The organism is Acetobacterium sp. UBA5834, from assembly GCF_002435675.1.
In the GTDB taxonomy this organism is placed as follows: Bacteria; Bacillota; Clostridia; order Eubacteriales; family Eubacteriaceae; genus Acetobacterium; species Acetobacterium wieringae.
This window is the reverse complement of the sequence record NZ_DJGY01000011.1, coordinates 16,979-41,671: the sequence shown is the minus strand read 5'-3', so window position 1 is coordinate 41,671 and position 24,693 is coordinate 16,979. Positions and strand designations below refer to the sequence as shown.

The 24,693-nt window shown below is 40.8% G+C and carries 27 protein-coding genes; 5 read left to right on the top strand and 22 right to left on the bottom strand.

Going from position 1 to position 24,693, the window contains the following annotated elements; genetic code table 11:
• Nucleotides 1–4: 4 nt before the first annotated feature.
• From dnaB to rpmH, 22 genes are all read right to left on the bottom strand, one after another.
• Nucleotides 5–1,360: a replicative DNA helicase gene (gene dnaB, locus B3F51_RS02400; protein ID WP_070370668.1), complete on the bottom strand. Its 1,356-nt coding sequence runs from the start codon at nt 1,358–1,360 to the stop codon at nt 5–7.
• A gap of 14 nt (nt 1,361–1,374) precedes the next feature.
• On the bottom strand, nt 1,375–1,824 hold the full coding sequence (rplI, locus tag B3F51_RS02395; protein ID WP_286945259.1) for a 50S ribosomal protein L9: 450 nt from the start codon (nt 1,822–1,824) through the stop codon (nt 1,375–1,377).
• Entirely contained in the window at nt 1,821–3,794 is a 1,974-nt protein-coding gene (locus B3F51_RS02390) for a DHH family phosphoesterase (protein ID WP_228881765.1), read from the bottom strand. The genes rplI and B3F51_RS02390 overlap by 4 nt, the downstream gene beginning before the upstream one ends.
• Entirely contained in the window at nt 3,791–4,744 is a 954-nt protein-coding gene (locus B3F51_RS02385) for a YybS family protein (RefSeq protein WP_286945256.1), read from the bottom strand. Before B3F51_RS02385 ends, B3F51_RS02390 begins: the two co-directional genes overlap by 4 nt.
• Before the next feature lie 274 nt (nt 4,745–5,018).
• The gene (rpsR, locus tag B3F51_RS02380; RefSeq protein WP_070370664.1) at nt 5,019–5,246 is read right to left on the bottom strand and encodes a 30S ribosomal protein S18; all 228 of its coding nucleotides are present in this window, start codon (nt 5,244–5,246) and stop codon (nt 5,019–5,021) included.
• Between the two features lie 17 nt (nt 5,247–5,263).
• Complete coding sequence (locus tag B3F51_RS02375) at nt 5,264–5,701, bottom strand: single-stranded DNA-binding protein (RefSeq protein ID WP_070370663.1); 438 nt, start codon at nt 5,699–5,701, stop codon at nt 5,264–5,266.
• An 11-nt stretch (nt 5,702–5,712) separates the two neighbouring features.
• Nucleotides 5,713–6,000, bottom strand: coding sequence for a 30S ribosomal protein S6 (rpsF, locus tag B3F51_RS02370; RefSeq protein ID WP_070370662.1), 288 nt, complete (start codon nt 5,998–6,000; stop codon nt 5,713–5,715).
• Between the two features lie 112 nt (nt 6,001–6,112).
• The gene (locus B3F51_RS02365) at nt 6,113–6,745 is read right to left on the bottom strand and encodes a stage II sporulation protein M (RefSeq protein ID WP_070370661.1); all 633 of its coding nucleotides are present in this window, start codon (nt 6,743–6,745) and stop codon (nt 6,113–6,115) included.
• Nucleotides 6,742–6,948: a DUF951 domain-containing protein gene (locus B3F51_RS02360; protein WP_070370660.1), complete on the bottom strand. Its 207-nt coding sequence runs from the start codon at nt 6,946–6,948 to the stop codon at nt 6,742–6,744. Before B3F51_RS02360 ends, B3F51_RS02365 begins: the two co-directional genes overlap by 4 nt.
• Nucleotides 6,938–7,834, bottom strand: coding sequence for a mechanosensitive ion channel family protein (locus B3F51_RS02355; protein ID WP_070370659.1), 897 nt, complete (start codon nt 7,832–7,834; stop codon nt 6,938–6,940). The genes B3F51_RS02360 and B3F51_RS02355 overlap by 11 nt, the downstream gene beginning before the upstream one ends.
• A gap of 9 nt (nt 7,835–7,843) precedes the next feature.
• Complete coding sequence (locus B3F51_RS02350; protein ID WP_286945252.1) at nt 7,844–8,497, bottom strand: CvpA family protein; 654 nt, start codon at nt 8,495–8,497, stop codon at nt 7,844–7,846.
• On the bottom strand, nt 8,494–9,570 hold the full coding sequence (locus tag B3F51_RS02345; protein WP_286806445.1) for a hypothetical protein: 1,077 nt from the start codon (nt 9,568–9,570) through the stop codon (nt 8,494–8,496). Before B3F51_RS02345 ends, B3F51_RS02350 begins: the two co-directional genes overlap by 4 nt.
• A gap of 44 nt (nt 9,571–9,614) precedes the next feature.
• Nucleotides 9,615–10,514, bottom strand: a complete 900-nt coding sequence (locus B3F51_RS02340) for a ParB/RepB/Spo0J family partition protein (protein ID WP_286945250.1) — start codon at nt 10,512–10,514, stop codon at nt 9,615–9,617.
• A gap of 2 nt (nt 10,515–10,516) precedes the next feature.
• Nucleotides 10,517–11,281 (bottom strand): ParA family protein, encoded by a 765-nt coding sequence (locus B3F51_RS02335; protein ID WP_148636998.1) that lies wholly within the window; start codon nt 11,279–11,281, stop codon nt 10,517–10,519.
• 218 nt (nt 11,282–11,499) lie between these two features.
• A complete protein-coding gene (gene rsmG, locus B3F51_RS02330; protein ID WP_070370654.1) occupies nt 11,500–12,231 on the bottom strand; it encodes a 16S rRNA (guanine(527)-N(7))-methyltransferase RsmG in 732 nt (243 codons plus the stop codon).
• Nucleotides 12,224–14,125, bottom strand: a complete 1,902-nt coding sequence (gene mnmG, locus B3F51_RS02325; protein WP_070370653.1) for a tRNA uridine-5-carboxymethylaminomethyl(34) synthesis enzyme MnmG — start codon at nt 14,123–14,125, stop codon at nt 12,224–12,226. Before mnmG ends, rsmG begins: the two co-directional genes overlap by 8 nt.
• A gap of 10 nt (nt 14,126–14,135) precedes the next feature.
• The gene (gene mnmE / locus B3F51_RS02320; protein ID WP_286945246.1) at nt 14,136–15,515 is read right to left on the bottom strand and encodes a tRNA uridine-5-carboxymethylaminomethyl(34) synthesis GTPase MnmE; all 1,380 of its coding nucleotides are present in this window, start codon (nt 15,513–15,515) and stop codon (nt 14,136–14,138) included.
• A gap of 131 nt (nt 15,516–15,646) precedes the next feature.
• Complete coding sequence (gene jag / locus B3F51_RS02315; protein ID WP_084633543.1) at nt 15,647–16,276, bottom strand: RNA-binding cell elongation regulator Jag/EloR; 630 nt, start codon at nt 16,274–16,276, stop codon at nt 15,647–15,649.
• Between the two features lie 33 nt (nt 16,277–16,309).
• Nucleotides 16,310–17,269 (bottom strand): YidC/Oxa1 family membrane protein insertase, encoded by a 960-nt coding sequence (locus B3F51_RS02310; protein WP_070370652.1) that lies wholly within the window; start codon nt 17,267–17,269, stop codon nt 16,310–16,312.
• 33 nt (nt 17,270–17,302) lie between these two features.
• On the bottom strand, nt 17,303–17,515 hold the full coding sequence (gene yidD, locus B3F51_RS02305; RefSeq protein ID WP_070370651.1) for a membrane protein insertion efficiency factor YidD: 213 nt from the start codon (nt 17,513–17,515) through the stop codon (nt 17,303–17,305).
• A gap of 1 nt (nt 17,516) precedes the next feature.
• On the bottom strand, nt 17,517–17,858 hold the full coding sequence (gene rnpA, locus B3F51_RS02300) for a ribonuclease P protein component (protein WP_070370650.1): 342 nt from the start codon (nt 17,856–17,858) through the stop codon (nt 17,517–17,519).
• A gap of 61 nt (nt 17,859–17,919) precedes the next feature.
• On the bottom strand, nt 17,920–18,054 hold the full coding sequence (gene rpmH, locus B3F51_RS02295; RefSeq protein WP_041669680.1) for a 50S ribosomal protein L34: 135 nt from the start codon (nt 18,052–18,054) through the stop codon (nt 17,920–17,922).
• 463 nt (nt 18,055–18,517) lie between these two features.
• Between rpmH and dnaA the strand changes: the two genes are divergently transcribed.
• From dnaA to gyrB, 5 genes are all read left to right on the top strand, one after another.
• On the top strand, nt 18,518–19,873 hold the full coding sequence (gene dnaA / locus B3F51_RS02290) for a chromosomal replication initiator protein DnaA (RefSeq protein WP_148637003.1): 1,356 nt from the start codon (nt 18,518–18,520) through the stop codon (nt 19,871–19,873).
• Nucleotides 19,874–20,069: 196 nt separating this feature from the next.
• Nucleotides 20,070–21,182, top strand: a complete 1,113-nt coding sequence (gene dnaN, locus B3F51_RS02285) for a DNA polymerase III subunit beta (RefSeq protein ID WP_286945244.1) — start codon at nt 20,070–20,072, stop codon at nt 21,180–21,182.
• Nucleotides 21,183–21,403: 221 nt separating this feature from the next.
• Nucleotides 21,404–21,643, top strand: a complete 240-nt coding sequence (locus B3F51_RS02280) for an RNA-binding S4 domain-containing protein (protein WP_070370647.1) — start codon at nt 21,404–21,406, stop codon at nt 21,641–21,643.
• Nucleotides 21,625–22,740 (top strand): DNA replication/repair protein RecF, encoded by a 1,116-nt coding sequence (recF, locus tag B3F51_RS02275; protein ID WP_148637005.1) that lies wholly within the window; start codon nt 21,625–21,627, stop codon nt 22,738–22,740. Before B3F51_RS02280 ends, recF begins: the two co-directional genes overlap by 19 nt.
• Nucleotides 22,741–22,756: 16 nt before the next feature.
• Nucleotides 22,757–24,673, top strand: a complete 1,917-nt coding sequence (gene gyrB, locus B3F51_RS02270) for a DNA topoisomerase (ATP-hydrolyzing) subunit B (RefSeq protein ID WP_070370645.1) — start codon at nt 22,757–22,759, stop codon at nt 24,671–24,673.
• The last annotated feature ends 20 nt before the right edge of the window (nt 24,674–24,693 follow it).

Here is a 24,693-nt window from a genome sequence, read left to right as displayed (position 1 = left end):
TCCTTTATGCAAACGCATCCGGGCCGTAGTCATCTTCATTATAACCCACAGCCAGATCGTTGAATTTTGTATATTCGGGTATCCAGGCCAGGCGTACGGTTCCGGTTGGACCGTTACGTTGCTTGGCAATGATTACCTCAGATAAGTTTTTTAATTCCGGGTTTTTATCGTAATAATATTCCCGGTATAAAAGCATGATCACATCGGCATCCTGCTCGATCGAACCAGACTCACGCAAATCCGACATGACCGGATGGTGATCGGTTCGGGCATCCGGGGCCCGGCTGAGCTGTGACAAAGCAATCACTGGCGCTTCCATTTCCCGGGCCAGGGCTTTTAAGCCCCGGGACATTTCAGAAATTTCATTCTGCCGGTTTTCAGTCCGACCACCGCCGCTCATCAGTTGCAGGTAGTCAATGACAATCAAATCCAGGGCTTTTTCGGTTTTTAGCCGCCGACATTTGGAACGGACTTCTGAAACCGTAATCCCCGGGGTATCATCTATAAAAATACTGGCGCCGTAAAGGGTATTGTAACCAACCACCATTCGTTCCCAGTCTTCCTTGCTGAGATTACCGGTTCTAACGTTATTGCTGTCCACCAATGAGGCGGCACACAGCATACGCTGTACCAGCTGTTCCTTGGACATTTCGAGACTGAAAATCGCCACCGAGCGGTTATCTTTGATGGCCGCATTTTGGGCGATATTCAAGGCAAAGGCGGTTTTCCCCATTGATGGTCGGGCAGCCACAATAATCAGATCGGAGGGCTGCAAGCCGGAGGTAATATGGTTAAGCTCGGTAAAACCGGTTTCAATTCCGGTGAGTTTACCTTTTTTACTTTCAATCGCTTCAATCTGGGCCAGGGTGGTGGCCAGGGTTTCCTGAATGCTCTGAAAATCACCCGTTCGTCGACCCTGGGAAACTTTGAAGATTTCCTGTTCGGCCCGATCAATCACATCCCCGATATTCTCATACTGACCATAGCTGTCTTCAAGAATCTGGGTGGCCGTATGAATCAGATTACGAATCACCGCCTTTTCATGAACAATCTGGCAGTATTCCAGATAATTCCGATGAATCGGCACCATCTCGACCAATTCACTGAGATAACCAATTCCGCCGATTTTTTCCAGAACTCCCCGGTTTCTAAGGGCATTAATCAGGGTAACGGTGTCAATGGGCTTTCTCTCGTTGTGAAGAGAAAGCATCGCTTCATAGATTTCTTTATGGCCGCCCCGATAAAAATCCTGGGGGGACAATAGCTCTTCAGCCCGGGCAATATTGGACTCATCCATCAGGATGGCGCCTAGCACCGACTGTTCGGCTTCAATATTATGGGGCGGGACTTTGGGATTCATCACCGCTTAGTCTCCTAGGCTTCGCCTTTGATGAGCACGGTCAGTTTTCCGACCACGCCCTGATAGGTTTTAACTTTGACTTCGGCCCGACCCACATTACGCAACGGCATTTCCAGTTCAACTTTGCGCTTATCAACCTTGATGCCTTTTTGATTTTCCAGAGCTTCAGCAATGTCTTTGCTGGTAACCGAGCCAAACAGTTTGCCGTCTTCGCCAGCCCGTTCGGTAATAGTAATTTCCGTTTCATCGATTATTTTTGCCAGTTCAACAGCAGCCTGTCGTTCGGCTGCGACTTTTTGTGCTTCTTCAGCTTTAGTCGTTTCCGCCATGGCAATATTTTCTTTATTACCAATGACGCCCTTACCGGTTTTAATCAAAAAGTTCCGGCCATAACCATCCTTTACATCAACAATATCACCTTTATTTCCAACATTTTTTACATTTTCCAATAAGACTACTTTCATGATCCATTCTCCTTCTTGTATTTTTTTATAGCAGTGAGCAATAGCTCGACGCCGGTTTCAATGTTTTTTTCACCGGGGAACTGTGCTCCGGCAATGGCCAAATGGCCGCCACCACCCAATTTCTCTAAGATAACCTGAACATTGACCTCGCCCATGGAGCGGGCACTGATGGCCAGCCCCTCTTCATTTTTAAGAATGATAAAGGAAGCCACAATCCCCTTGATATTTAACAGTTCATCCGCTGCCTGGGCAGCAATCACCTTGCCATAATCGGTATTGTTCTCAAAAGTTGAGATCGCAATGTTATCAAAATAAATTTTAGCATTTTTGACAGCATCCGATTTGGCCGTATAGGTATTGAGATCATCCTGCAGCAAAATTTTACTGATTAGCGTATCGGCTCCCTTTCGCCTTAAGTAAGAGGCAGCTTCAAAGGTTCGCACCCCTGTTTTTAAGGTGAACATCTTGGTGTCCATACACATCCCCGCCATTAACGCGTTGGCTTCAATGACATTGAGCTGGCTCTTCTCATCAAAATACTGCAGCAGCTCAGTCACCAGTTCACAGGTGGACGAAGCATAGGCTTCCGTATAAGTCAGCAGCGTTTCCTTAATGGCTTTTCCAGAACGCCGATGATGATCGATCACCACGATTTTGGGGATCTGATCAACCAGGGAGGGCATCTCCAGATAATTGACGGTTTGGGTGTCTAAAATAATTAATAGGGTGTTTTTAGTGGCATAGCTTTCGGCTTCTTTGGGGGTAATAAAGGCATCCTGATAGGCTTCATTCTCCAACAGATAATCAAACAGCGATTTGATCGAATAATTAATCTCCCGGATCACAATTTTTCCTTCTTTACCAAGGGATTTACAGGCTCCCAGCAACCCGACCGCCGAACCCAGGCAGTCCATATCCGGATTCTGATGACCCATCATCAGAACATGATCCGACTCTTTGATCAGCTCTTTCAGACCGTAAGCCTTAACCCGGGCTTTAACCTTGGTTCTTTTTTCGGTAGCTTCGCTTTTGCCCCCGTAAAAGGACATTTTTTCATCCTGGCGGACCACGGCCTGATCACCGCCCCGAGCCAGGGCAATATCCAGGGCTGAATGGGACAATTCCTGGGATTCGATAATCCCCAGAATACTTTCAGAGATACCAATACCAATACTGAGGGTAATCGGCACTTTTTCATCATTTTCGATTTCCCGAATTTCATCAAGTATTTTAAAATTCTCTTTTTGCAGAGCACAGATTTTTCCCCGCTCAAAAATCATCAGATAACGGTCACTTTCATACTCAATGATAACACTGCCCAGCTGTTTCGCCCATTCGTTAAGCTTCAGATCGACCTTTCCAAGAATCGCCGAACGCTTATGACTGGGAATCTGCTCAATGATATCATCATAATTGTCGATGACGATGTAGCAAAACAGCGGTGAATTTTTCCGGTACAGCTGTCGTTGCTTACTTTGTTCGGTGATATCAAAAAAATGCAGCAGTTCAAAACTATGGATTTTGTCAGAGAACGCATTGGTCACCACGCCATAGTCCCGTTCTTCATAATGGAAGGTAAATTCATCGGCCTTGATGGCGGCGGTCAGATTAAAATCCAATTCGGTAATAATATTTTTTTTGAATAAACCTTCTTTTTCTTTTTTAAACGCCTTTCCAAATGCCTGGTTATACCAATAAATGATGCCTTCATTATCAACAATCGCCATGGCAATCGGCATTTCATACATCCGTTCCTGATTAATCTTATCGAGATCACTGTAAATTTCATCAATGGCTTTATCAATTTTGATTTCATCAATGGTGGTGTTTTTAGTGTAATACATGATCAGGATCACAAAGATAACAACGCCACCAATTCCCAGGAAGATATTATAAAAACCAAGTACCAGAGAGACAATCAACTGTGCCGCTAACGCAAATCGGACAATATCTTTTTTTGACTCTTTCATTTGATCTGGGACTCCCTTCGAAAAATCCGACGAATTCCGATGTAAGTATCTGCGATCCCTAAAATGGTTACCAGTGAGCTAAACAATAAGCTTAAAATGACTACCAGCACGTTTAACCCCTTGTTCGTCAATTTCTTGTATTCCAGATAGTTTAAAATCAATGACAGTCCCATAATGAGGAAAATAATATTGACAAAATTCATCACCGTGACAATATAAATCTGCGGGATCGTGGTAACCTGAAACATACTGATGATAAAATCACCGAGGATCAGTACCATCAAAAAATATTTAAGGCTTGTTGGCATTTCCCATTGGCTCAGCGGTTTGAAGGTTTTAACCGGATAGCCGATGCGTTTTAAAATCATATCCGAAACGATCACATTGACCATCCCAAATACAACTGGCAGTAACAGAAAAGCACTCGGTAATGCCAGCTTCATCATTTCTATGTTTTTATCCATGGCCGTTTTGGCCATTGCCAACTGTTCGGCATCCATAATATTGGCCGTTTGATAAAACGTCATCACCTCACTGGTACTCTGTTCCAGGGTCTGTAACAACAGGCTGGTAAAACCAATCCCCATCACCCATTCATAACTGGCCACCACCGCAATCAGCAAAATCGCAAAACCAACAATTCCGATGGCAACTTTAAAAACCGGTGAATAATCCCGATTATAGGCAAATCCCAGACTGCAGCCCACAAAGAGCATCAGCGCCCCAAAAGAAATCGCATTGAGCGGTCCCAAAAAAAGACCAATCAGAATCGTGGCCGCAATGCAAGAAAGAATACTCACCTTCAGGCCCTGGCGTTTTCCCAATACCACCATTGGTACCGGTATAAAAAATACCAATAGCACAAAAAAAGGTAAATAATAGCTAACTAAGGTAAGAATGACTCCCAGGGCACAAAACATGGCACCTTCTGTTATTCCACGTGTTTTCATTGATCCTCCAAATTGGTAACTTACGTATTACCATATACCTTTTATTACTCTATAAAAAGTTACTGAACCATTATATCATATTAACGGAAAATGCCTATTATTTTTGTTTGCTCTGATTTTTAATTTCTCCCACAATTCTTCCTAACCTTCCCGGCAGAATCATTTGCCTGGTGCGTTGTTACAGGTTCTTCGCCCAAGGATTTATGTTGCTCATTGGTGAAAAAGAAAAAGCTGTTCGCTCCAGATCCTTCCTGAAACAAACAGCTTTGCGTTTTTAATTGTTTGAGCTATATGGTAATAGGGCAACATTTCGCGCACGTTTAATGGCTTCAGTTACCTTTCTCTGATGTTTAGCACAGGTGCCGGTTGCTCGTCTTGGTAGAATTTTTCCACGTTCAGAAACGAATTTTTTTAACGTAACTACATCTTTATAGTCAACATTTTCTACTTTTCGTTCGCAAAACTCACAAACTTTTCTTCGCTTTTTAAATGGTTTTGGCATTGTATTTTCCTCCTATCTTAAAAAGGTATATCGTCATCATCGGCCATCAGATGAAAATCTTCATCTAATCCCATTACTGACATATTATTATTGGATTGTGGCGCTGAAGTTTGCTGGAATCCGGCGTTCGAATCTCTCCGGCCGGATGAGAGAAAACTAATCTCATCGGCAACAACTTCCGTCACATAACGTCGTTGACCATCCTGTGCGTCGTAACTTCTTACCTGTAGTCGTCCTGATACACCAATTTGGCTACCCTTTGACAAATATTGTCCAGCAATTTCTGCCTGTTTTCCCCACACGACGACTGGCACAAAGTCTGCTTCTTTTTGACCATCTTTGTTTTTAAAACGACGATCCACCGCTAAGGTAAATGAAGCGACTGCTCTGCCTGTTGTAGTGTTTTTCACCTCAGGATCACGGGTTAGTCTTCCTACGAGAATTACTTTATTCACAGAATTGCCCCCTATTTCTCTTTTTTAATAACGATGCTTCGAATAAACTGTTCGTTAATTTTGTATAAATGATCTAATGCATCAAGAACTGAGTTATCAGCTTTAAAGTCGATTAAAACATAGAATCCTTCTTGATACTTTTTATCGATTTCGTAGGCTAACTTTCGTTTGCCCCATTCGTCGACTTTTTCAATTTCTCCAGCTGCTTCAATAACAGCCTTCACTTTGCCGACAAGTTCTTCAATCGCTTCTTTCTCAAGATCCGGTTTTAAAACAAATAGTGTTTCATACTTTCTCATTCCATTTCACCTCCTCATGGACTATGGCTCACTTTTCCAGCGAGCAAGGATTACAGCTTTTAATTATATCACATCTTACAATTCATGCAAGGATTTTCTTTTATTTTTTATTTCAGGCAGGCACAACTGCACCAAATATAATTGGTGTCATAAATGTTTCTATAAAAGCAGCTAGAAAGAAAAGTGGAATCAGCCACAATAAATAAATTCGCAAACATCCTATCGCCGCCTGTTTTAGCTCACCCTTTAGGCTTCTTCGTAAAATTGTTTTTGATAATTGTAAACAGAGATGCACACCCAGCGTTACCCCTAAAACCAGAGCCGGAATCTCAATCATACCATGGGGCAAAACCCCCACCAGAAAAGCAAACCAACCAATGCCATTGGTTTGATACACTGCACCGATCAAACCAATAATAATCGCATTGGAAGCCAGCGAAAACATTGGCAAAAATAAAAATGGAACAACCCCTAAAAGACTGCTGATTCCACTGGCAATCACATTATTTAAAAAAATACCCAGCCAGAGATCAACCCCGGTACCATCTAAAAATTCTTTCTGATTAAACAACGCCTGCAACTCATTAAAATAACTCTGACTCAAGCCCGGGTCACTCAGAAAAAGCAGGGTGTTTAAAATACTCATAACCACAAAAAACGTCAGACAAAAAAAGAAGGTTGGTTTTAAATGTTTTTCAAAGTAGGTTTCTGCTCCATTCCATTGGGTCATAAAAAATTCTTTCATACTTCTCCCTTGCTCTCACCGCTCAGAATTTTCTTAATCTGTTTATTGAATTTTGACCGCTGAAGCATAACAATATGGCCGCAACCCAGACATTTTATTTTAATATCGGCCCCGACCCGGATAATTTCCCATTGAAAGCTTCCGCAGGGATGCTTTTTTTTCATTTCTACCCGATCCCCTAATGAATAAACCTTAGTTTCCATATTTCACCTCTGCTTCTTTTTTGTCCATCATTTTGACCGAATTTTGATTATATATCACGGTTTTATTGTAGGGAATTTCAATTCCTTTTTCGTCAAATACCGTTTTGATTCGTTGCCGCAGTAAATTTTCTGCCGCAAATTTTGATGCCGCATCTTCTTCACATACAACCCGGATAACAACTGCAGATGGATCAAGTCGGGTGATTCCCTGAACTTCAGGCCGAATTTTAAATAACTCTTCATGGTTTTCATATAGATCTGTGCAGATTTCTTCGAGGATTGTCATGACCTTGTCGATGTTTTCTTCATAAGCAATGCTGACTTCAACAATTGCTTTCATATGACCCTTAGAATAATTGACGAGGCGATCGATTTTCCCATTATGAATGATAAAGAGCCCCCCATTAAATTCCCGGACGCTGGTTGTGCGCATCCCAATCGTCTCAACGATCCCATAGTGCGTCTCATCAATGATCACATAATCACCAACACTAAATTGATTTTCAAAAACAATTACAAAGCCACTCATCACATCTTCCACAATCCCCTGCGCCCCAAAACCAATGGCCAGGGTTCCAACTCCAGCTACTGCCAGCAATGAACCCACATTAATGAATTGGCCCAGAATAATCAAACCCGCCAGGGTCCAGATGCTTGCTCTGGCAGCGGTTTTTGTCACATGATTCAGAGTAACAATGCGGCGGGCATCCCGGGGTTCAAGCCCTGCTTTTTCACCATCAAAAATCCGGTCGACAATACCAAAAGTGATTTTTATACTGATCACAACCGCAATTAGAACGATCCCCGAAACCAGGCATTTTTGCAGTAAATGTGAAAAATCAAATTGATTGAGATACGAAGAAAAACTTGTTGTTAAATATTCCATAATTAACTCCTATTGAATTCCGATAACGTTAAGCCCAATTGGTATCCAAGTGGTTAACAAACTGCTCGCTTCAACGGTGGGCAGATTGGATACTCCTCCCGTTGCAAGATTAATCACGGAAAATATCCAAAGCATTACTGCAATGATGGCTGCCCCTAAAACCACTCCGATTATCGCCCCCGCCAGCCGATTAAGGATTCCAATAACAGGAAGTTTTGAGATTCCCAGAAAGATGGCCTGCAGCAACCAACACAACACCGATACCCCCATAACGAGAATTCCAAAACTGATACTGTTGGCAATACCATGTTTGATCACTTCTGTTATTACGGTAATGCCCTGATCCAAGATGGATTGTCCGCTACTCATAGCGGCTTCACCTAAAAGAGCATTGGTTAAACCACTTTGCTGGGCACCCAGATCCATCAGCGACTGGGAAATCGCATCAATGTTAATTGTAGTAAAAAGATTGTTGAGCATGCCCGACTGAATCAACCAATCCGCCAGCAATGGTGAAAAAAACCAGGCGATTACAAAAGATGCAATAAATCCCCCGAAACTGATCAGGGTATTTATTGCACCTCGTTTGAATCCTATAATTCCTGATAGCACGCAAATCAGGATACCTATTAAATCAAGTGATGTCAGTGTTTGAAAACTCATTTTTTATTCCTGTAATATGCTTCAATGTCCTCTTCGTTGATGATCCGCACAGCACTGGTTTCCATCAAGAAGGATTTATCATCCGATTCTTCATGTTGATTCAACCCTTTATTGAGATTCTCCAGCTCGATGGGTTGGGAAAGATTCCATTCCCCTGCCGTTTGTGAGGGTTCGTTACTGAACTCTGTGTCGGTTGCGATGTCCGGCATTGCCGCTGGTTTTATTTCGCTTTCGTAGGAAAGCGAAACTTTTTCTGAACCAAATGGCTTTTCTTCGATAATGGGCTCATTGGTTTCAAACAATCCTGTTTCTGATTTCTTAAAGCGGGTTTTTTTTACATTCCCGCGCTCGGGAGCTACATAGGTATCGTCAATGATGACTTCTGTCATGATTTCTGTCTCTCTGGGCGTAAAACCTTCATTGATTTGTTCGTTGGAAAGCCCTTCCAGGCCGATACTCTCCCGTTTCGGTCCTCGTGATTTTCGACGGTTTTTTTTCTTTTCTTTTTTCGCTTCGAGATCATACTCCAGATCCCGCTGATCTTCGGCTTTGGTTTCTTCCCAATACTTTCGGCCCACAATTCGGCCGAGTACAATCCCAATCACCTGAAAGACAATGGTCATTACCAGCGCTATTCCAAATAACAGAAAAACAGACAGCTCACCACCAACTAATTGATAAATTAACCCAAAGGGCAAGTACCAAAATATAGTGGGTGCTGCAATAAAAGCAAACTGATTCCAGATACTGTTTGTATCCTGTCCCGGAAACATGGTGGATACCACTGTCAATGTCCCGGTTAGGACGATTATGGGAATCAGACTATAGACAACATACCGCAGTGTCTTTGGTTTTTCATTGCCACTGATGTTTTTAAAGCAAACGGTAAACAGGATGATCCAGAACGCACCAATTGTTATTAATTGGATGCCATTAAATAGATAGTCAAAATTACTTGTTCGGGTCAGATCAAATATATTTTTGAAGATCAGTACAATCACAATATAAAGGATATTGCCCAATACTGCTGCTTCCAACGCTGACAGTCGTCTCTTTCTTTTGATTTGATTCATTATTTTCTCCATTTCATAATTGAATTGTCACAGTTCGACTGATTCTAGTTTTCTTTTTCATATCCCAATCGCTCGAGTAAACGATCCAATTCTTCCAGCGATGAATAGACAAACTCTATTTTTCCTTTTTTTCCACGATTACTTAAATGGACTTTGGTTTCGAATTTTCTTTCCAAAGCTTCCTGAATTTCTGCTATATATCCACTACTATTGTCTTTTTTTTTCTGAAGTGGCTTTACCAGACCTTCACTCTGCATTTTTTTTATGCGATTCTCTGCTTCTCTGACACTCATTCCTTTTTCAATGATCTCGCTTGCAAAGGCTTCCATTTTTTCGGGATCTTCCAGAATCAGAATCGCCCGGGCATGCCCCGATGTGATTTTTTCTTGAGCCAATTGTTCTTGAATGCTTTGAGGCAGTTTTAATAACCTGAGGGTGTTGGCAATGGCGGTACGACTTTTTCCAATCCGAATACCAATTTCCCCCTGCGTCAGATTAAAGTTCTCCATTAACGCTTCATAGGCCAGCGCTTCTTCGATGCTATTGAGATTTTCCCGTTGAACATTTTCAATGATGGCGATTTCCAGAACTTCTTCTGGCGGCAGATCTTTTACAATTACCGGCACCTCTTTAAGGCCAATCATATTGGCGGCTCGCCAACGTCTCTCTCCAGCAATAATGGTATAACCCTTCGTTTCCGGTTTAACCACCAACGGTTGGAGAATGCCATGTTCTTTAATTGATGCCCCTAATTCTTCTAGCTTAATTCGGTCAAAACTTTTTCGCGGTTGTTTTGGATTGGGCCGAACATTATTTGTTCTGACATAGAAAACCAACTTTTCAACGTCAACCTCCAGCACTTCATCTTTTTGCGAAGGAACAACCACTGCATCATCGGGAAATAACGCTCTAAGACCTTTACCTAAACCTGTGCTTTTTCCCATAACTACTCCTGTCTTTGTACAAACTCTTTTGCGAGGGCCAGATATGCTTTTGATCCCTTTGATCCGCTGGCGTATTCAAAGATAGTCTGCCCATAGCTGGGGGCTTCGGCCAAGCGGACATTGCGGGGGATCATGGTGTCATAAACCTTTTCTTTGAAATAATCAACCACTTCATCGACAACCTGATTTGATAAGTTGGTGCGGCTGTCAAACATGGTCATCAGGACACCTTCTATTTCTAAATGGGGATTTAATCCCTGTTTTACCAGACTGATCGTATTCATCAGTTGACTCACGCCTTCCAATGCATAAAACTCACATTGGATGGGAATCAATACCGTATTTGTCACCGCCAAGGCATTGATTGTTAATAATCCTAGTGATGGTGGGCAGTCGATGAAGATATAGTCGTAAAATGATTTGATATTTTCAATACTATTTTTAAGGCGCAATTCTCGTTGTGGCATATTTGTCAATTCAATTTCTGCTCCAGCTAAATCGGGGTGGGATGGCAGAATATGAAGATTTTCGTAAGAAGTTGTCAGAATAATTTCTTTAAAATTATCACCATGGATAATTCCATTATAGACGCTTTTTTCCAGATTATTCTTTTCAATTCCAAACCCACTACTGGTATTTCCCTGCGGATCAATATCAATAACCAGTACTCGATATCCTTCTAAACTAAGGGCAGTGGTTAAGTTGATATTTGTGGTCGTTTTACCAACACCACCTTTTTGATTAAATACTGCCACGATTTTTGCCATACTTTGCTCCTTAATTAAATCACTCAATCACTTTCACAACTTTGTTTACTGATCATTGGTTTGTTATCCTGAAATTTCTGACTGCCAGCAATGTTTCACGTGAAACATGTGATTGTCAACGCAAGCTGCGATACACTGTTTTTGACAGATGTTTCACGTGAAACATCTGTCAAAAACCAGCTCAAATACTATCATATAACCCTTTATTTATGCTTGTACTATTTATACTGGATTGGAAACGCTTCTTTTTTAATCTTACCATGAATCCTCGGAAAATTAGCTGGGGTAGGTTTGACTTTTTTTATATTTATTATAACATGAACAAACTCACTTTGCAGTAACAAACCCTTTTCAATTGTTGTAATTTTTCCACCTAAAACATCAATCGGTATTTGGGCAGCATTTAACTCCTCCTGATAGTCTCTTCCTTTCATCGATAGAAACTGTCCCCCAACCTTTGTCAGCGGTAAACAATACTCGGATAGCAGCGTCAAATTTGCCACCGCCCGAGAGGCGACCACTTCATATTTCTCCCGGTATCTATGATCTTGTCCTAATTCTTCAGCTCTGCCATGAAGGGTATTTATATTGTTGATCCCTAACTCAGAAGCGATGGACTGGACGACATTAAGCTTCTTTTTTGTTGAATCCATTAGCGTAATCTTGGCCTCTTCCAGCATGATCGCCAGCGGAATGCCCGGAAAACCGCCCCCGGTTCCGACATCTAAAATGCTTATCCGGGGGTTTTTTATTAATTTAAGTAATGTCAAAGAATCAAGTAGATGAAGCCTGATAAATTCATCTTCATCAATAATCCGAGTTAGATTGATCTGTTTATTTCGTTCCAGGAGCTGATCCATATAAGCAATCAACTTTTCTGCCTGAATTTCATTAATTATTATTTCGGCAGTTTTACCCCGATGTATTAATTCTTCAATACGTTTATTCATTATCCGTTCCCTTCTGATCTCCACTTCGTCGGCGTTGCTCCAAGGCAATTAACAATACTGAAATGTCTGCTGGCGAAACGCCAGAAATTCGGGATGCCTGACCAATTGACAATGGTTTGATTTCTTGCAGTTTTTCAGCTGCTTCAATTCGCAGTCCGCCAATTTGGGGGTAATCAAGATCGGTCGGAATCAGTTTGTGTTCAAGCTTTTTAAACTGCTCAACCTGTTGCAGTTGCTTTTTAATGTAACCCTCGTACTTAATCTGAACTTCCACCTGCTCGACCACACTCCAATGTAACACCGGTCGTTCCGGATCAAAAACAGCCGTTTGTTGATACTTAACTTCCGGCCGACGAATCAGTTCACCGATTGATAAACCATGCAAAATCTCCGAACTGCCAAGTGATCTAAGAACTGCATTGTTTTCCTGATTGGGTTTAACAATAACCTGATTGAGCCGAGTTATCTCTTGTTTAATCTGTTCCTTTTTCTCCAGGAACTTTTGATACCGGCTCTCGCTGATTAGCCCGACCCGGTGTCCGATCTCAGTTAACCGCAGATCGGCGTTATCCTGTCGCAACAATAGCCGATATTCAGCCCGGGAAGTCATCATTCGGTATGGCTCATCAATTCCCTTGGTAATGATATCATCAATGAGTACACCAATATAACCTTCAGACCGATCGATGATCACCGGCTGTTCACCCCGTAAATAGAGCGATGCATTAATACCGGCAATCAATCCCTGGGCTCCGGCCTCTTCATAACCGGAGGTACCATTGATTTGTCCGGCAAAAAATAAACCGGCTACTGCCTTGGATTCAAGCGAAGGCTTTAATCGGGTCGGATGGATGCAGTCATATTCAATGGCATAGGCCGAACGCATAAACTCCACTTTTTCCATTCCCGGCACCGTTCGGTATAGAGCAATCTGAACATCTTCCGGTAAACAAGAGGACATCCCCTGGACGTATATTTCATTGGTATTTAATCCTTCCGGCTCCATAAAAATCTGATGTCGTTCCTTGTCATGAAAACGCATTACCTTAGTTTCAATCGATGGGCAATAACGAGGGCCAATTCCTACGACTTCGCCGGTATAAAGCGGCGAGCGTTCAATGTTGGCATTAATAATTTGGTGGGTTTGCGGGTTGGTATAGGTCAGGTAACAGGGCACCTGATCAATTTTTATTGAGTCGGTTTCAAATGAAAAAGGAACAATCTGATCGTCGCCCTCCTGAATAATCATTTTTGAATAATCCAGAGTTTTGGCATCAACCCGGGCCGGGGTTCCGGTTTTAAAACGTTGCAACTCAATACCATTTTTTATAAGGCTCTCTGATAAATACATGGCTGGAAATAAACCGTTGGGCCCGCCATCATACTGAACATCACCGATAATAATCCGGCCCTTTAAATAGGTGCCGCTACAGATAATCGCTGCCTTACAGCTGTAAACTGCCCCGGTATTAACCATTACCCCGGTGATCTTGCCATCTTCGACAATAATTTCAGTCGCCTCCTGCTGTTTTAACAGCAAATTCTCCTGATTCTCGATTACTTCCTTCATTCTGAATTGATAGGCTTTTTTATCGGCCTGAGCCCGCAACGAATGTACCGCCGGACCTTTTGCCGTATTTAACATCTTACACTGAATCATCGTTGCATCAATGTTTTTTCCCATTTCACCGCCAAGGGCATCAATTTCCCGAACCAGATGTCCTTTTCCGGTACCACCGATGGATGGATTACAGGGCATCATTGCCACCGAATCCAGATTGATGGTTAATAATAATGTCTTAAAACCAATTCGGGCACTGGCCAGAGCTGCTTCAGAACCGGCATGACCGGCACCGATGACGATAATGTCGTAGTCTCCTCCTGGATATGTCATTTTCTTTCCTCTACTTTCCAATGCAAAAATTTTTAAAAATCTGATCGATGATATCCATCCCAACGGCTTTGCCGGTAATGCCACGAAGCGCTTCCAGGGCTTCCATCACGTCAATACTGACAAGTTCCAGTGGCATTTGGCTGGCCATGGTGTTAATAGCATTTTCCAGACTGGTTTTTGTTGTTTCCAGTAACTGAATGTGTCGGGTATTGGTAATCAGGTAATCCGCTTCCTGACTGACCGTTCCTTCAAAAACCATTTCCAGCATTTTTTGTCGCAGGGTTTCGATCCCCTGATCTTCCAATAGGGACATCGGTATCCATGGCTCTGGGATCTTTACATCCATCCCACAAATAGCATCGGTCTTATTAGCAATATAAATGGTTTTGCGATTTTTAAGCAATTCAATGAGTTCCTTTTCTCCAGTAGACATTTCTTTAGAAATATCCCGCATAAAAATCACCAGATTGGTTTGGTTTAAAAGCGCCTTTGATTTTTCAACGCCGATTTTTTCCACCAGATTATCTGTTTCTCTGATTCCGGCAGTATCAATAATCTTAAAGGGAATCCCTTCAATGTTAAGATATTCTTCAATGGTATCCCGGGTGGTGCCGGGAATATCGGTGACAATGGCTTTGTTTTCCATTAACAAGGTATTTAGTAACGACGATTTTCCCACATTTGGCTCACCGAGAATCGCAGTTGTGATCCCCTCCCGGTAAATTTTGCCGGTTTCTGCCACAGTCAGAATTTCTTTGATCTTGTTTAACAACTCTAAAATCTGGCTGTTCACAAAATCATATGATATTTCTTCAATATCGTATTCAGGATAATCAATATTGACTTCCATATGTGAAAGAATTCCCACTAAAATATTATCCAGTTCTTCCAGTTTGTGAGACAGTCGTCCTTCCAGCTGGGCCACTGAATATTCCAGACTTTTTTCGGTTTTGGCATTGATGATGTCAATAACCGCTTCAGCCTGAGTCAAATCCATTCTCCCATTTAAAAAAGCCCGCTTGGTAAATTCTCCCGGTTCGGCCAGTCGGGCTCCACTGGTAATAACCAGTTTTAAAATTTTGCGCATCGGGACAATTCCCCCATGGCAATTTATCTCGACGACATCTTCAGCGGTATAGGAATGGGGCGCCAGCATTTTTGAAACCAGCACCTCATCAATGTCTTTTTTGGTAGCTGGGTCAACAACCCGTCCATAAACCAATTCATGACTGCCAGCTGCTAACAGGGTTTTTCCCCGGGGGTTGACAAACAGTTTGTTTCCCAGTTCAACGGCATCGGGCCCGCTGATTCGGATAATACCGATTCCGGCACCACCCATACCGGTAGCTACTGCAGCAATGGTATCTTCATTTTGTAATAAGGCTTCCAATTTATTCTCCTGTTTCAATAATTGTTTCCTAATCTCTAATAATATAATAAAAACCTGATGTTTACAAGTAAGATCCAAATAAAAAGGCACTTTACAATTAACGCTTAAGCTAATTTGCAAAGTGCCTTTTTTTAGTTTTTATCTTTTAATTGAATAACAACCCGACGATAGGGTTCCTCTCCCTCACTAAAGGTAAAAACCTTGTCGTGATTCTGGAGTTTTGCGTGAATGACCCTTCGTTCTGAAGGATTCATGGGTTCCAGCAGCATTTTCTTTTGATAATAAACTGCCTTATTGGCCATTTTTTCCCCAAGATCTTCAAGGGTTTTTTCCCGCTTCGCCCGATAGTTCTCAGTGTCCAGAATAACCCGAACATATTCTTCATGTTGCCGATTGATAACCAAGCTAACTAAATATTGGAGCGAATCCAGGGTTTGACCACGGCGTCCAATTAAAACCCCCATGTCTTTCCCTTCCAGATCAATGAATAATACTTTATCCTCAAGACGGGTATTGATTTTACAATTAATTTTCATGGCATTGAGGACATCATTTAAAAAATCAAGGGCCCGCTGTTCAGGATTGTTTATCAGTGAGACCTCAACAATGGCTTCTTTTTTCCCAAATATTTTCATTAAACCACTGTCCGGTAATTGCAATACATTTGTTTCAACTTGTTCCTTTGTCACACCAAGCTGTTGCAAACCATGGTTAATCGCATCTTCTACGGTTTTACCAGTGCCCGTTACTGTCTTATTCATTTTCCCTCTCCTTAAGCTTTTAGTCATCATTTTTTACTTGTTATCATAACGTTCCTTGGCTTTTTGATAGGCTTCTTCCTGGGCTGCATCGCGCTCGGGAATTTCAACTGATGGTTTTTTTCGCTGCTCCGCAGACTGATTGTTTTTTGAACTTTGAATTTTCTTCTGAGAAGCTGGTCGGGTTAATGGTTTTTTGGGTCCATCAGTCTGATCTTTTTTACTGCTTTTTGGGGCATTGGGGTTAGCCGCCGCTCGTCTGGCCGCTAATTCCGCTTTACGCTCTTCTTCCGCTTCACGAACCCGGCGTTCCGCTTCTTCAATAGTATAATCTGGTTCCGGAATTCGCATCATAATAAATTGTTGTACAAAGGTAAAGATATTCTGTACGACCCAGTAAAGTGCTACCCCTGCTGGCATGGAAATAGAAATATACCCAATCATAATTGGCATGGCATAAAGCATAATTTTCTGAGTTTTGGCATTGGGATCATCCGGATTCGTTGCCGGTTGTGCTGCCATGGTAAATTTCTGAGTGATAAAGGTAAATAAAGCAGCTAAGATTGGCAATACATAAATCGGGTCCGGTACACTTAAACTATCCATCCATAAAAAAGACATATCGACTTCACTGATGGTTCCGTTAACGAAGACCCAGGTTTCGGGATGAAGCAGGGTCTGATAAAGCCCGATCAGGATGGGAAATTGTAATAAAATCGGCAGACAGCCCCCGGCAGGATTAACCTTAAAGGTTTTGTAGAGTTTTAGCGTCTCTTCATTTAATTTTTCTTTGTTATTCTTGTACTTCTTGTTAAGCTTTTGTAATTCCGGTTGAAGGCGTTGCATATCCTTCATGGATTTCGTTTGTTTAATATTTAGCGGTAATAACAATACCTTCATAAATATTGTAAAAATAATGATTGATAATCCATAATTATGAACAATTCCATAAATCTGGAATAACATCCAACCAAAGATCTGGTATAAAAACTCCATTCATTAACTCCTTAAGTTTTTCTCCCTAACATTCTAAGGAAGGGGATCATATCCCCCGGGATTAAAAGGATGGCATCTGAGAATGCGTTTCCCACCTATATAGCTTCCTTTTATGACACCGTATTTTTCAACAGCCAAAATAAAATACTCTGAACACGTGGGACTGAAACGACAATTATTTCCTAAAAGAGGTGAAATAAATTTCTGATAACCTCTAATAATTAAAACCAGGAATTTCTTGAACATTCTATGGCCTCATGAGATTCTTCTTATAAAACAAATGGTTTAACGATTTTTCCAAACTACTATACGGCACTTCTTTAATGGATTCCTTAGCAATCAGAATAATATCATAACCTTTTGAAAAAGAATCTTCATTAAGACGATATGCCTCTTTTATTCGTCTTTTTACCTTATTTCTAATCACAGCTTTTTTAGAAACTTTTTTACTGACGATTATCCCCAAACGATTAAAATTCTCTTCATTCTTTAGATAATAGATCACAAAAACTTTGTTTCCGAATACATCCCCAACTTTAAAAACACGTTTGAATTCATTTTCCTTACTTAGGGATTTTATTTTTACCAAAGGAATTCTCCTTAATTTTTATTAAACAAAAGACCGCTTTTGAAAAACGGTCTACAAAGGATTATGCTGATAATTTTTCTCTTCCTTTTTGTCTTCTCTTCTTCAAAATAAGTCGACCGCTTTTTGCAGACATTCTTTTTCTGAAACCATGTTCTTTCTTACGTTGTCTAACTTTTGGTTGATAAGTTCTTTTCACTTCGACACCCCCTGACTAATACTTTATATTCATTTGTTTATAAGCTAATAAGACTTTTACCCTAGAATTATATAATCTCGCTTATTTTATGTCAAGTTATATTATCAAATCTAAAGCGTTTTCGCAAGTATTATGTTTATTTTAATTATATTGAATGCCACATAACAATTTGTTATACTAGGTTTATCAACGGAAATGTGGATAAGTTTTTAAATTTTATCCAAATAATCCACAAATTCCAGGATTGTGTGGATTATTTGGGGATAACTTGTCAGTATTTTTTATTTATCCCTTTCTTTTCGTCTTTTCTTGTTGGGATAATTTTTTTAAGTTATCAACAATTTTTCGTAGATTTTGCTTGATTTATTTGGCTATTCACATTAAAATGAATTCTCTGTGCATAATTTAAAATTTTATCCACAATGACACGACTTAAATTTATTAGAAATTGGAGGTTCATTTAATGGACACTTCCTTTAAAAAAATATGGGATGCCGCCCTGGAAATTATCAAACCGGATATTAGTCCAACCAGTTTTAACACCTGGTTCTTAAAAATAAAGCCCATAAACTATGTCAATAACACCTATTATTTTTTATCGGAAAATGAATTCGAAAAAGGAATTCTGGAGAGTCGGCATATTCCCTTGATCACCAATGCCCTGGCTGAAGTTACCGGAAAAACCGGTCAGGTTAAAATCGTTTTAAAAGAAGAAGATGCGATGATTCCGCAAAACAATGCTTCCTCCCAGATATCCATCACCACTGTTGAAGATAAAATATCCAATTACCAGAATAACTCGATGAATCCGAAATATACCTTCGACAGTTTTGTTATTGGCGAAAATAACCGTTTTGCTCATGCCGCCTGTGTGGCCGTATCCGAAGCACCTTCTGAACGTTATAATCCACTCTTTATTTATGGTGGTGTTGGTTTGGGAAAAACCCACCTGATGCAGGCGATCGGACATTACATCTTATCCTATGCACCCCATAAAAAGGTTGTTTATGTATCCTGTGAAAAATTTACCAACGACTTTATCGATGCGATTCAGAATAAAACCAATATCTCTTTTCGCAACAAATACCGCAGCGCAGATATTTTGTTAATTGATGATATCCAGTTTTTAGCCAAAAAAGAAGGAACCCAGGAAGAATTTTTCCATACCTTTAATACTCTGCATCAGGAAAATAAACAGATTGTCATCAGCAGTGACCGACCACCAAAGGAAATACCAACCCTAGAAGAACGGCTTCGTTCCCGTTTTGAAAGCGGTCTGATAACAGATATTTATGCCCCTAACTTTGAAACCCGGATTGCGATCATCCGAAAAAAAGCTGAATCCTTTAATGATGAGATCCCCAATGAGGTCTTAAGTTTTATTGCCGACAGCATCCATTCCAATATCCGGGAGCTTGAAGGCGCGTTAACAACCGTCTTTGCTTATTCAAAACTGCATAAGGTGCCGATTAATTTAGAATCAGCCAAAAATGCCCTCAAAGATATCTTTAGAAAAAAAGAAGACATTGTCATCACTGGTGAGTACATTAAAGAGGTCACCGCTAAATACTTTAATATTACAGTTGAAGACATGAATTCTAAAAAAAGAACCCGCTCGATTGCATTGCCCCGTCAGGTTGCCATGTACATTACCCGGGAAATTACCGATCTTTCACTTCCGCGCATTGGCGAAGAATTCGGCGGACGTGATCATTCCACGGTGATTCATGCCTGTCAGAAAATCGCCGAAGAAATGGATACCAATACCGATTTTAAAAACCTGATTCTGCGAATTGAACGGGAAATAAATGGTAATTAATAACCCACAGGCTCTGTCGGATCAATAACGAGGTTATCCACAAGTTATCCCCTGTTATTTTTGCTGATTTTTTGTACGATCAACCGATTTGCCGAGTTATTAACAAAATCCACACCCCCTACTACTAATACTATTATTTTATTTAATATTATTAATATATAAAAGGGGTTTTTTTAAAAAATAGGAGGGATTATTTATGAAATTCAATTGTTCAAAAGAAAGTTTAATAGCTGCGATATCCATTGCTCAAAAGGCAGTTTCATCAAAAACAACCATGAAAATATTGGAGGGAATTCTTTTTAGTGCCTCTAATAATAAATTATTATTAAGAAGTACTGATATGGAAATTGGTGTTGAAGTTACGATTCCAGCTGAAGTAGAAAGAAGCGGTGAAATTGTTTTAACTGCCAACATTATTAGTGAATTGATTCGTAAAATGTCCGGTTCTGATATTTTCTTTGAAAGTGATGAACACCATCAGATAAAAATAGAGTGCCTTTTATCAAACTTTACCCTTAAAGGATTGTCGGATGAAGAATTCCCGGAATTTCCCGAAGTGATCGATGACCATATTTTTACCATCGAAGCAAGTGTTTTAAAAGAATTGATCAAAGGTACCTTATTTTCGGTGGCTACCAATGAGAATATTCCGGTTTTAACCGGTGTAAAAATAGAACTGCATGATGATGACATTCATTTGATTGCGCTTGATGGCTATCGTCTGGCACTCAGAGCCGGGAAAATAAAAAATCCGGTGGCAGAAGACCTTAGTGTCATTATCCCGTCTAAATCGCTTTCTGAAATCAATAAGGTTCTGGTCAATTATAGTGGCGATGTGGTCGTTAAATTTTCAAAAAATCAGATATTTTTTGAAATGGACAATACTCAATTTACCTCCCGACTGCTGGAAGGGGACTTTATTAATTACAAGCAGATTATACCTGGCGAAAAAACGACTCAAGTTAAAGTCAATCGCCGATTATTACTCGAAAGCAGTGAACGGGCAGCGCTACTTGCTCGGGAAGGTAAAAACAACTTAATCAAAATGGATTTTAATCAAGACCAGCTGATTTTAACCTCCAATGCGGAAATCGGGGATGTGTTTGAAGTGATTCCCATCGAAAATCGGGGTGAATCTTTAAAAATTGCCTTTAACTCCAAATTTCTCATTGAAGCTTTGCGGGTGATTGAAGGTGAAGAACTGATGATTGATATGACCACTTCGGTTGGTCCGGGGGTTTTACTGCCGATGACAGGGAATGACTTTATTTATTTGATTCTTCCGGTTCGGATTGCAGAAGAGAATTAAATTATCAATAAGATAAAAATAAATAGTAGTATTAAAAGTAGTTTAAAAAATCAGAATTATGTAAATGATTCATTGAATTTTTAGACTATTTTTTATTTTTATGTTATAATAGCTTGGTTCATAGATAAACATATAAAAATTTAATCAATTTTGGTATAAATAAAGGGGATTCGTGTAATGCTCTTTCATTTTTGTCAAAAATGTAATGGGCGGGGAAAAATATGCAAATAATTGAAATTAACACGGAGTTCATAAAAATTGATCAACTGATCAAATATGCTGGCATTGTCGGTAATGGCAGTGATGTCAAATTGATGATTTTAGACGGCTTGATTCGGGTGAATGGGGAGTTGTGTACCCAGAGAAATAAAAAGATCAGAGATGGTGATCTGGTCGAAATAAAAGATTATGATACCCTGCAGGTAAAAGGGATCGGAAAACCATGTTTATCGAAGAATTAAAACTGATTCATTATCGTAATTATGAAAATGAATTAATTATTCCGAAGCGAGGAATCAATATTATTATGGGCGAAAATGCCCAGGGAAAAACAAATCTTATTGAAGCTATGTTTTTTTTATCCCGGGGTTACAGTCATCGTGCTTCAAATGTGGCAGAACTTGCCCAATGGGATCATGATGATTTTTTTATGAATGCCCGGGTTGTCAGCAAAGAGGTCAAACATACCCTTTCTGCTAAGAGTCACCAGGGAAAACGACAATTTTTACTGGATGGCAAGATCAAGAAAAGAGATAAGATCAATGGGATTTTTAACACCATTCTTTTTGAACCGGATGATTTAAAAATTGTCAAAGAAGGACCGGACAAAAGACGGCGGTTTCTTAATCAGGAAATATCCGGTTTCCGGCCAGAATATCATTATATTTTAAGAGATTATGAAAAAATACTGAATCAGCGAAATTCCCTGTTAAAAAATATTCATTATCAGCCCAGTTTGATTACCACCCTCGATGTTTGGGATGAACAACTGATGCAAACAGGAGTTAGGTTAATGAATCATCGGATTCGCTATCTTCATCGGCTCAATCGGGAAGCAAATAATCTTCATCAAGTACTCAGTCATGGAAAAGAAACGCTTTCATTATCCTATCTGAATAATATTATTGATTCTCTGGAAGAACTGTCTGAAATAAAAAACCTTTATAAAAAAAAATTAGCAGCCAGCCGGGAAGAAGAAATTTCACGGGGGGCTACGATTTTTGGACCCCATGTGGATGACATGCTGATTCAAATTAATGGTAAAGATGCCAGACGCTTTGGATCGCAGGGCCAGCAGCGTTCTGCCGCAATTTCCCTTAAGCTATCTCAAATTGAGATATACTATGACAATACCGGGGAATATCCGGTGATCCTTTTGGATGATATCTTTTCAGAATTGGATGAACATCGTCGTAAAAGCATTCTCTCACTTTTAAATAAAACCCAGGCCTTTATCACCTGTACCGAAGATATTGTCAATGAAGGTGATGTTCGACCAGAAAATCAACACATCATCGAGATTGTAAAGGGCCAAGTAAGAAAAATTAATAAACCATAAAAATCAGGAGGAAAACATGCCAGAAAACAAAGCAGATAACTATACCGCTGATCAGATCCAGGTCCTCGAAGGCTTGGAAGCTGTTCAGAAAAGACCGGGGATGTATATCGGCAGTACCGGATCCCGGGGCTTACACCATTTAGTCTATGAGGTGGTCGATAACAGTATTGACGAAGCTCTGGCCGGTTATTGTAAAAATATCAGTGTCACCATCCATCCGGATGATTCCATCACCGTTGTTGATGATGGTCGGGGGATTCCCACCGGGATGAACCATGCCCAGGGTAAAACGGGGGTCGAGCTGGCCTTAACGGTTCTTCATGCCGGCGGAAAATTTGGCGGTGGCGGCTATAAGGTATCCGGCGGTCTGCATGGGGTCGGGGTCTCGGTCGTTAATGCGCTATCGGAAAAACTGACCATTGAAGTCAAACAAAAAGGTCAGATCTTTTTTCAAAGCTATGAAAAAGGGAAACCAACTTGTGACCTGACCGTGACTGGAACCACCAATCGCACTGGAACCACCGTTTATTTTAAACCGGATAAGGATATCTTTGATGAAACCGTCTATGACTTTGATATTCTGGAGCATCGTTTAAGAGAGCTGGCATTTCTTAATAAAGGGGTATCGATCACTTTAATCAATGAAAAAGAGTCACCCAAACGGAAAGAAAATTATTGTTATACCGGCGGGATATATTCCTATGTCGAATATATGAATCGCAATAAAGATCCGCTGTATGATAAGATCACCTATTTTGAAAAAGAGCAGGACGATTATGCCCTGGAAATAGCCTTTCAATATACCACCGGTTACTCGGAAAATATTTTTTCCTATGCCAATAATATTAATACCCCAGAAGGCGGCACCCATCTCAATGGCTTTAAAAGTGCCCTGACCCGGACCGTCAATACCTATGCCCGTAAAAATGGCTTTTTAAAAGGGAATGACAAAAATCTCACCGGTGAAGATGCCAGAGAAGGCTTAACGGCGATTGTCAGCATCAAGCTACTGGATCCGCAATTTGAGGGTCAGACCAAATCAAAATTGGGGAATACCGAAGTGAAGGGAATTGTTGAAACCATTGTTGGCGATCAGTTATCAGCCCTGATGGAAGAAAACCCCGGAATTGCCAAAAGCATCATTGAAAAAACACTATCGGCCGCCCGAGCCCGGGAAGCCGCTAAAAAAGCCCGGGAATTCACCCGTCGAAAAAGTGCTTTGGATTCCACAGCCCTACCTGGGAAACTGGCTGATTGCCGGGAAAAAGATCCGGCCCTTTCAGAAATTTATATTGTCGAAGGGGACTCGGCCGGTGGTTCGGCTAAATCTGGCCGGGACTCTAAAACTCAGGCGATTCTGCCGCTGCGGGGAAAGATCCTGAATGTGGAAAAAGCCCGATTGGATCGGATTTTAACGACGGATTCCTTAAAATCGATGATCATTGCCTTTGGCACCGGGGTGGGCGATGAATTTAATGTCGAAAAGGCCCGTTATCATAAAATCATCATCATGACCGATGCTGATGTCGATGGGGCCCACATCCGGACCTTGCTACTCACCTTCTTTTACCGCTATATGCCAGGTCTGATCGAAGCTGGCTATGTCTATATTGCTCAGCCGCCACTGTACAAAATTACCCGGGGTAAACAGGTGGATTATGCCTATACGGATCGGGATCTGGAGAAGAAACTTGAAGGCGTGGAAGATCGTTCGCGGATTGGTCTGCAACGCTACAAAGGTCTTGGGGAAATGGATGCCCATCAGCTTTGGGAAACGACCATGGATCCCAGCGTCCGAACCCTACTTCAGGTTAATATTGAGGAAGCCTCCTATGCTGATGAAATTTTCACCATTTTAATGGGCGATAAAGTTCAGCCCCGTAAAGAGTTTATCGAACGGAATGCAAAAAAAGTCAAGAATTTGGACATCTAGTCAAGAAGGAGTACTGTTAA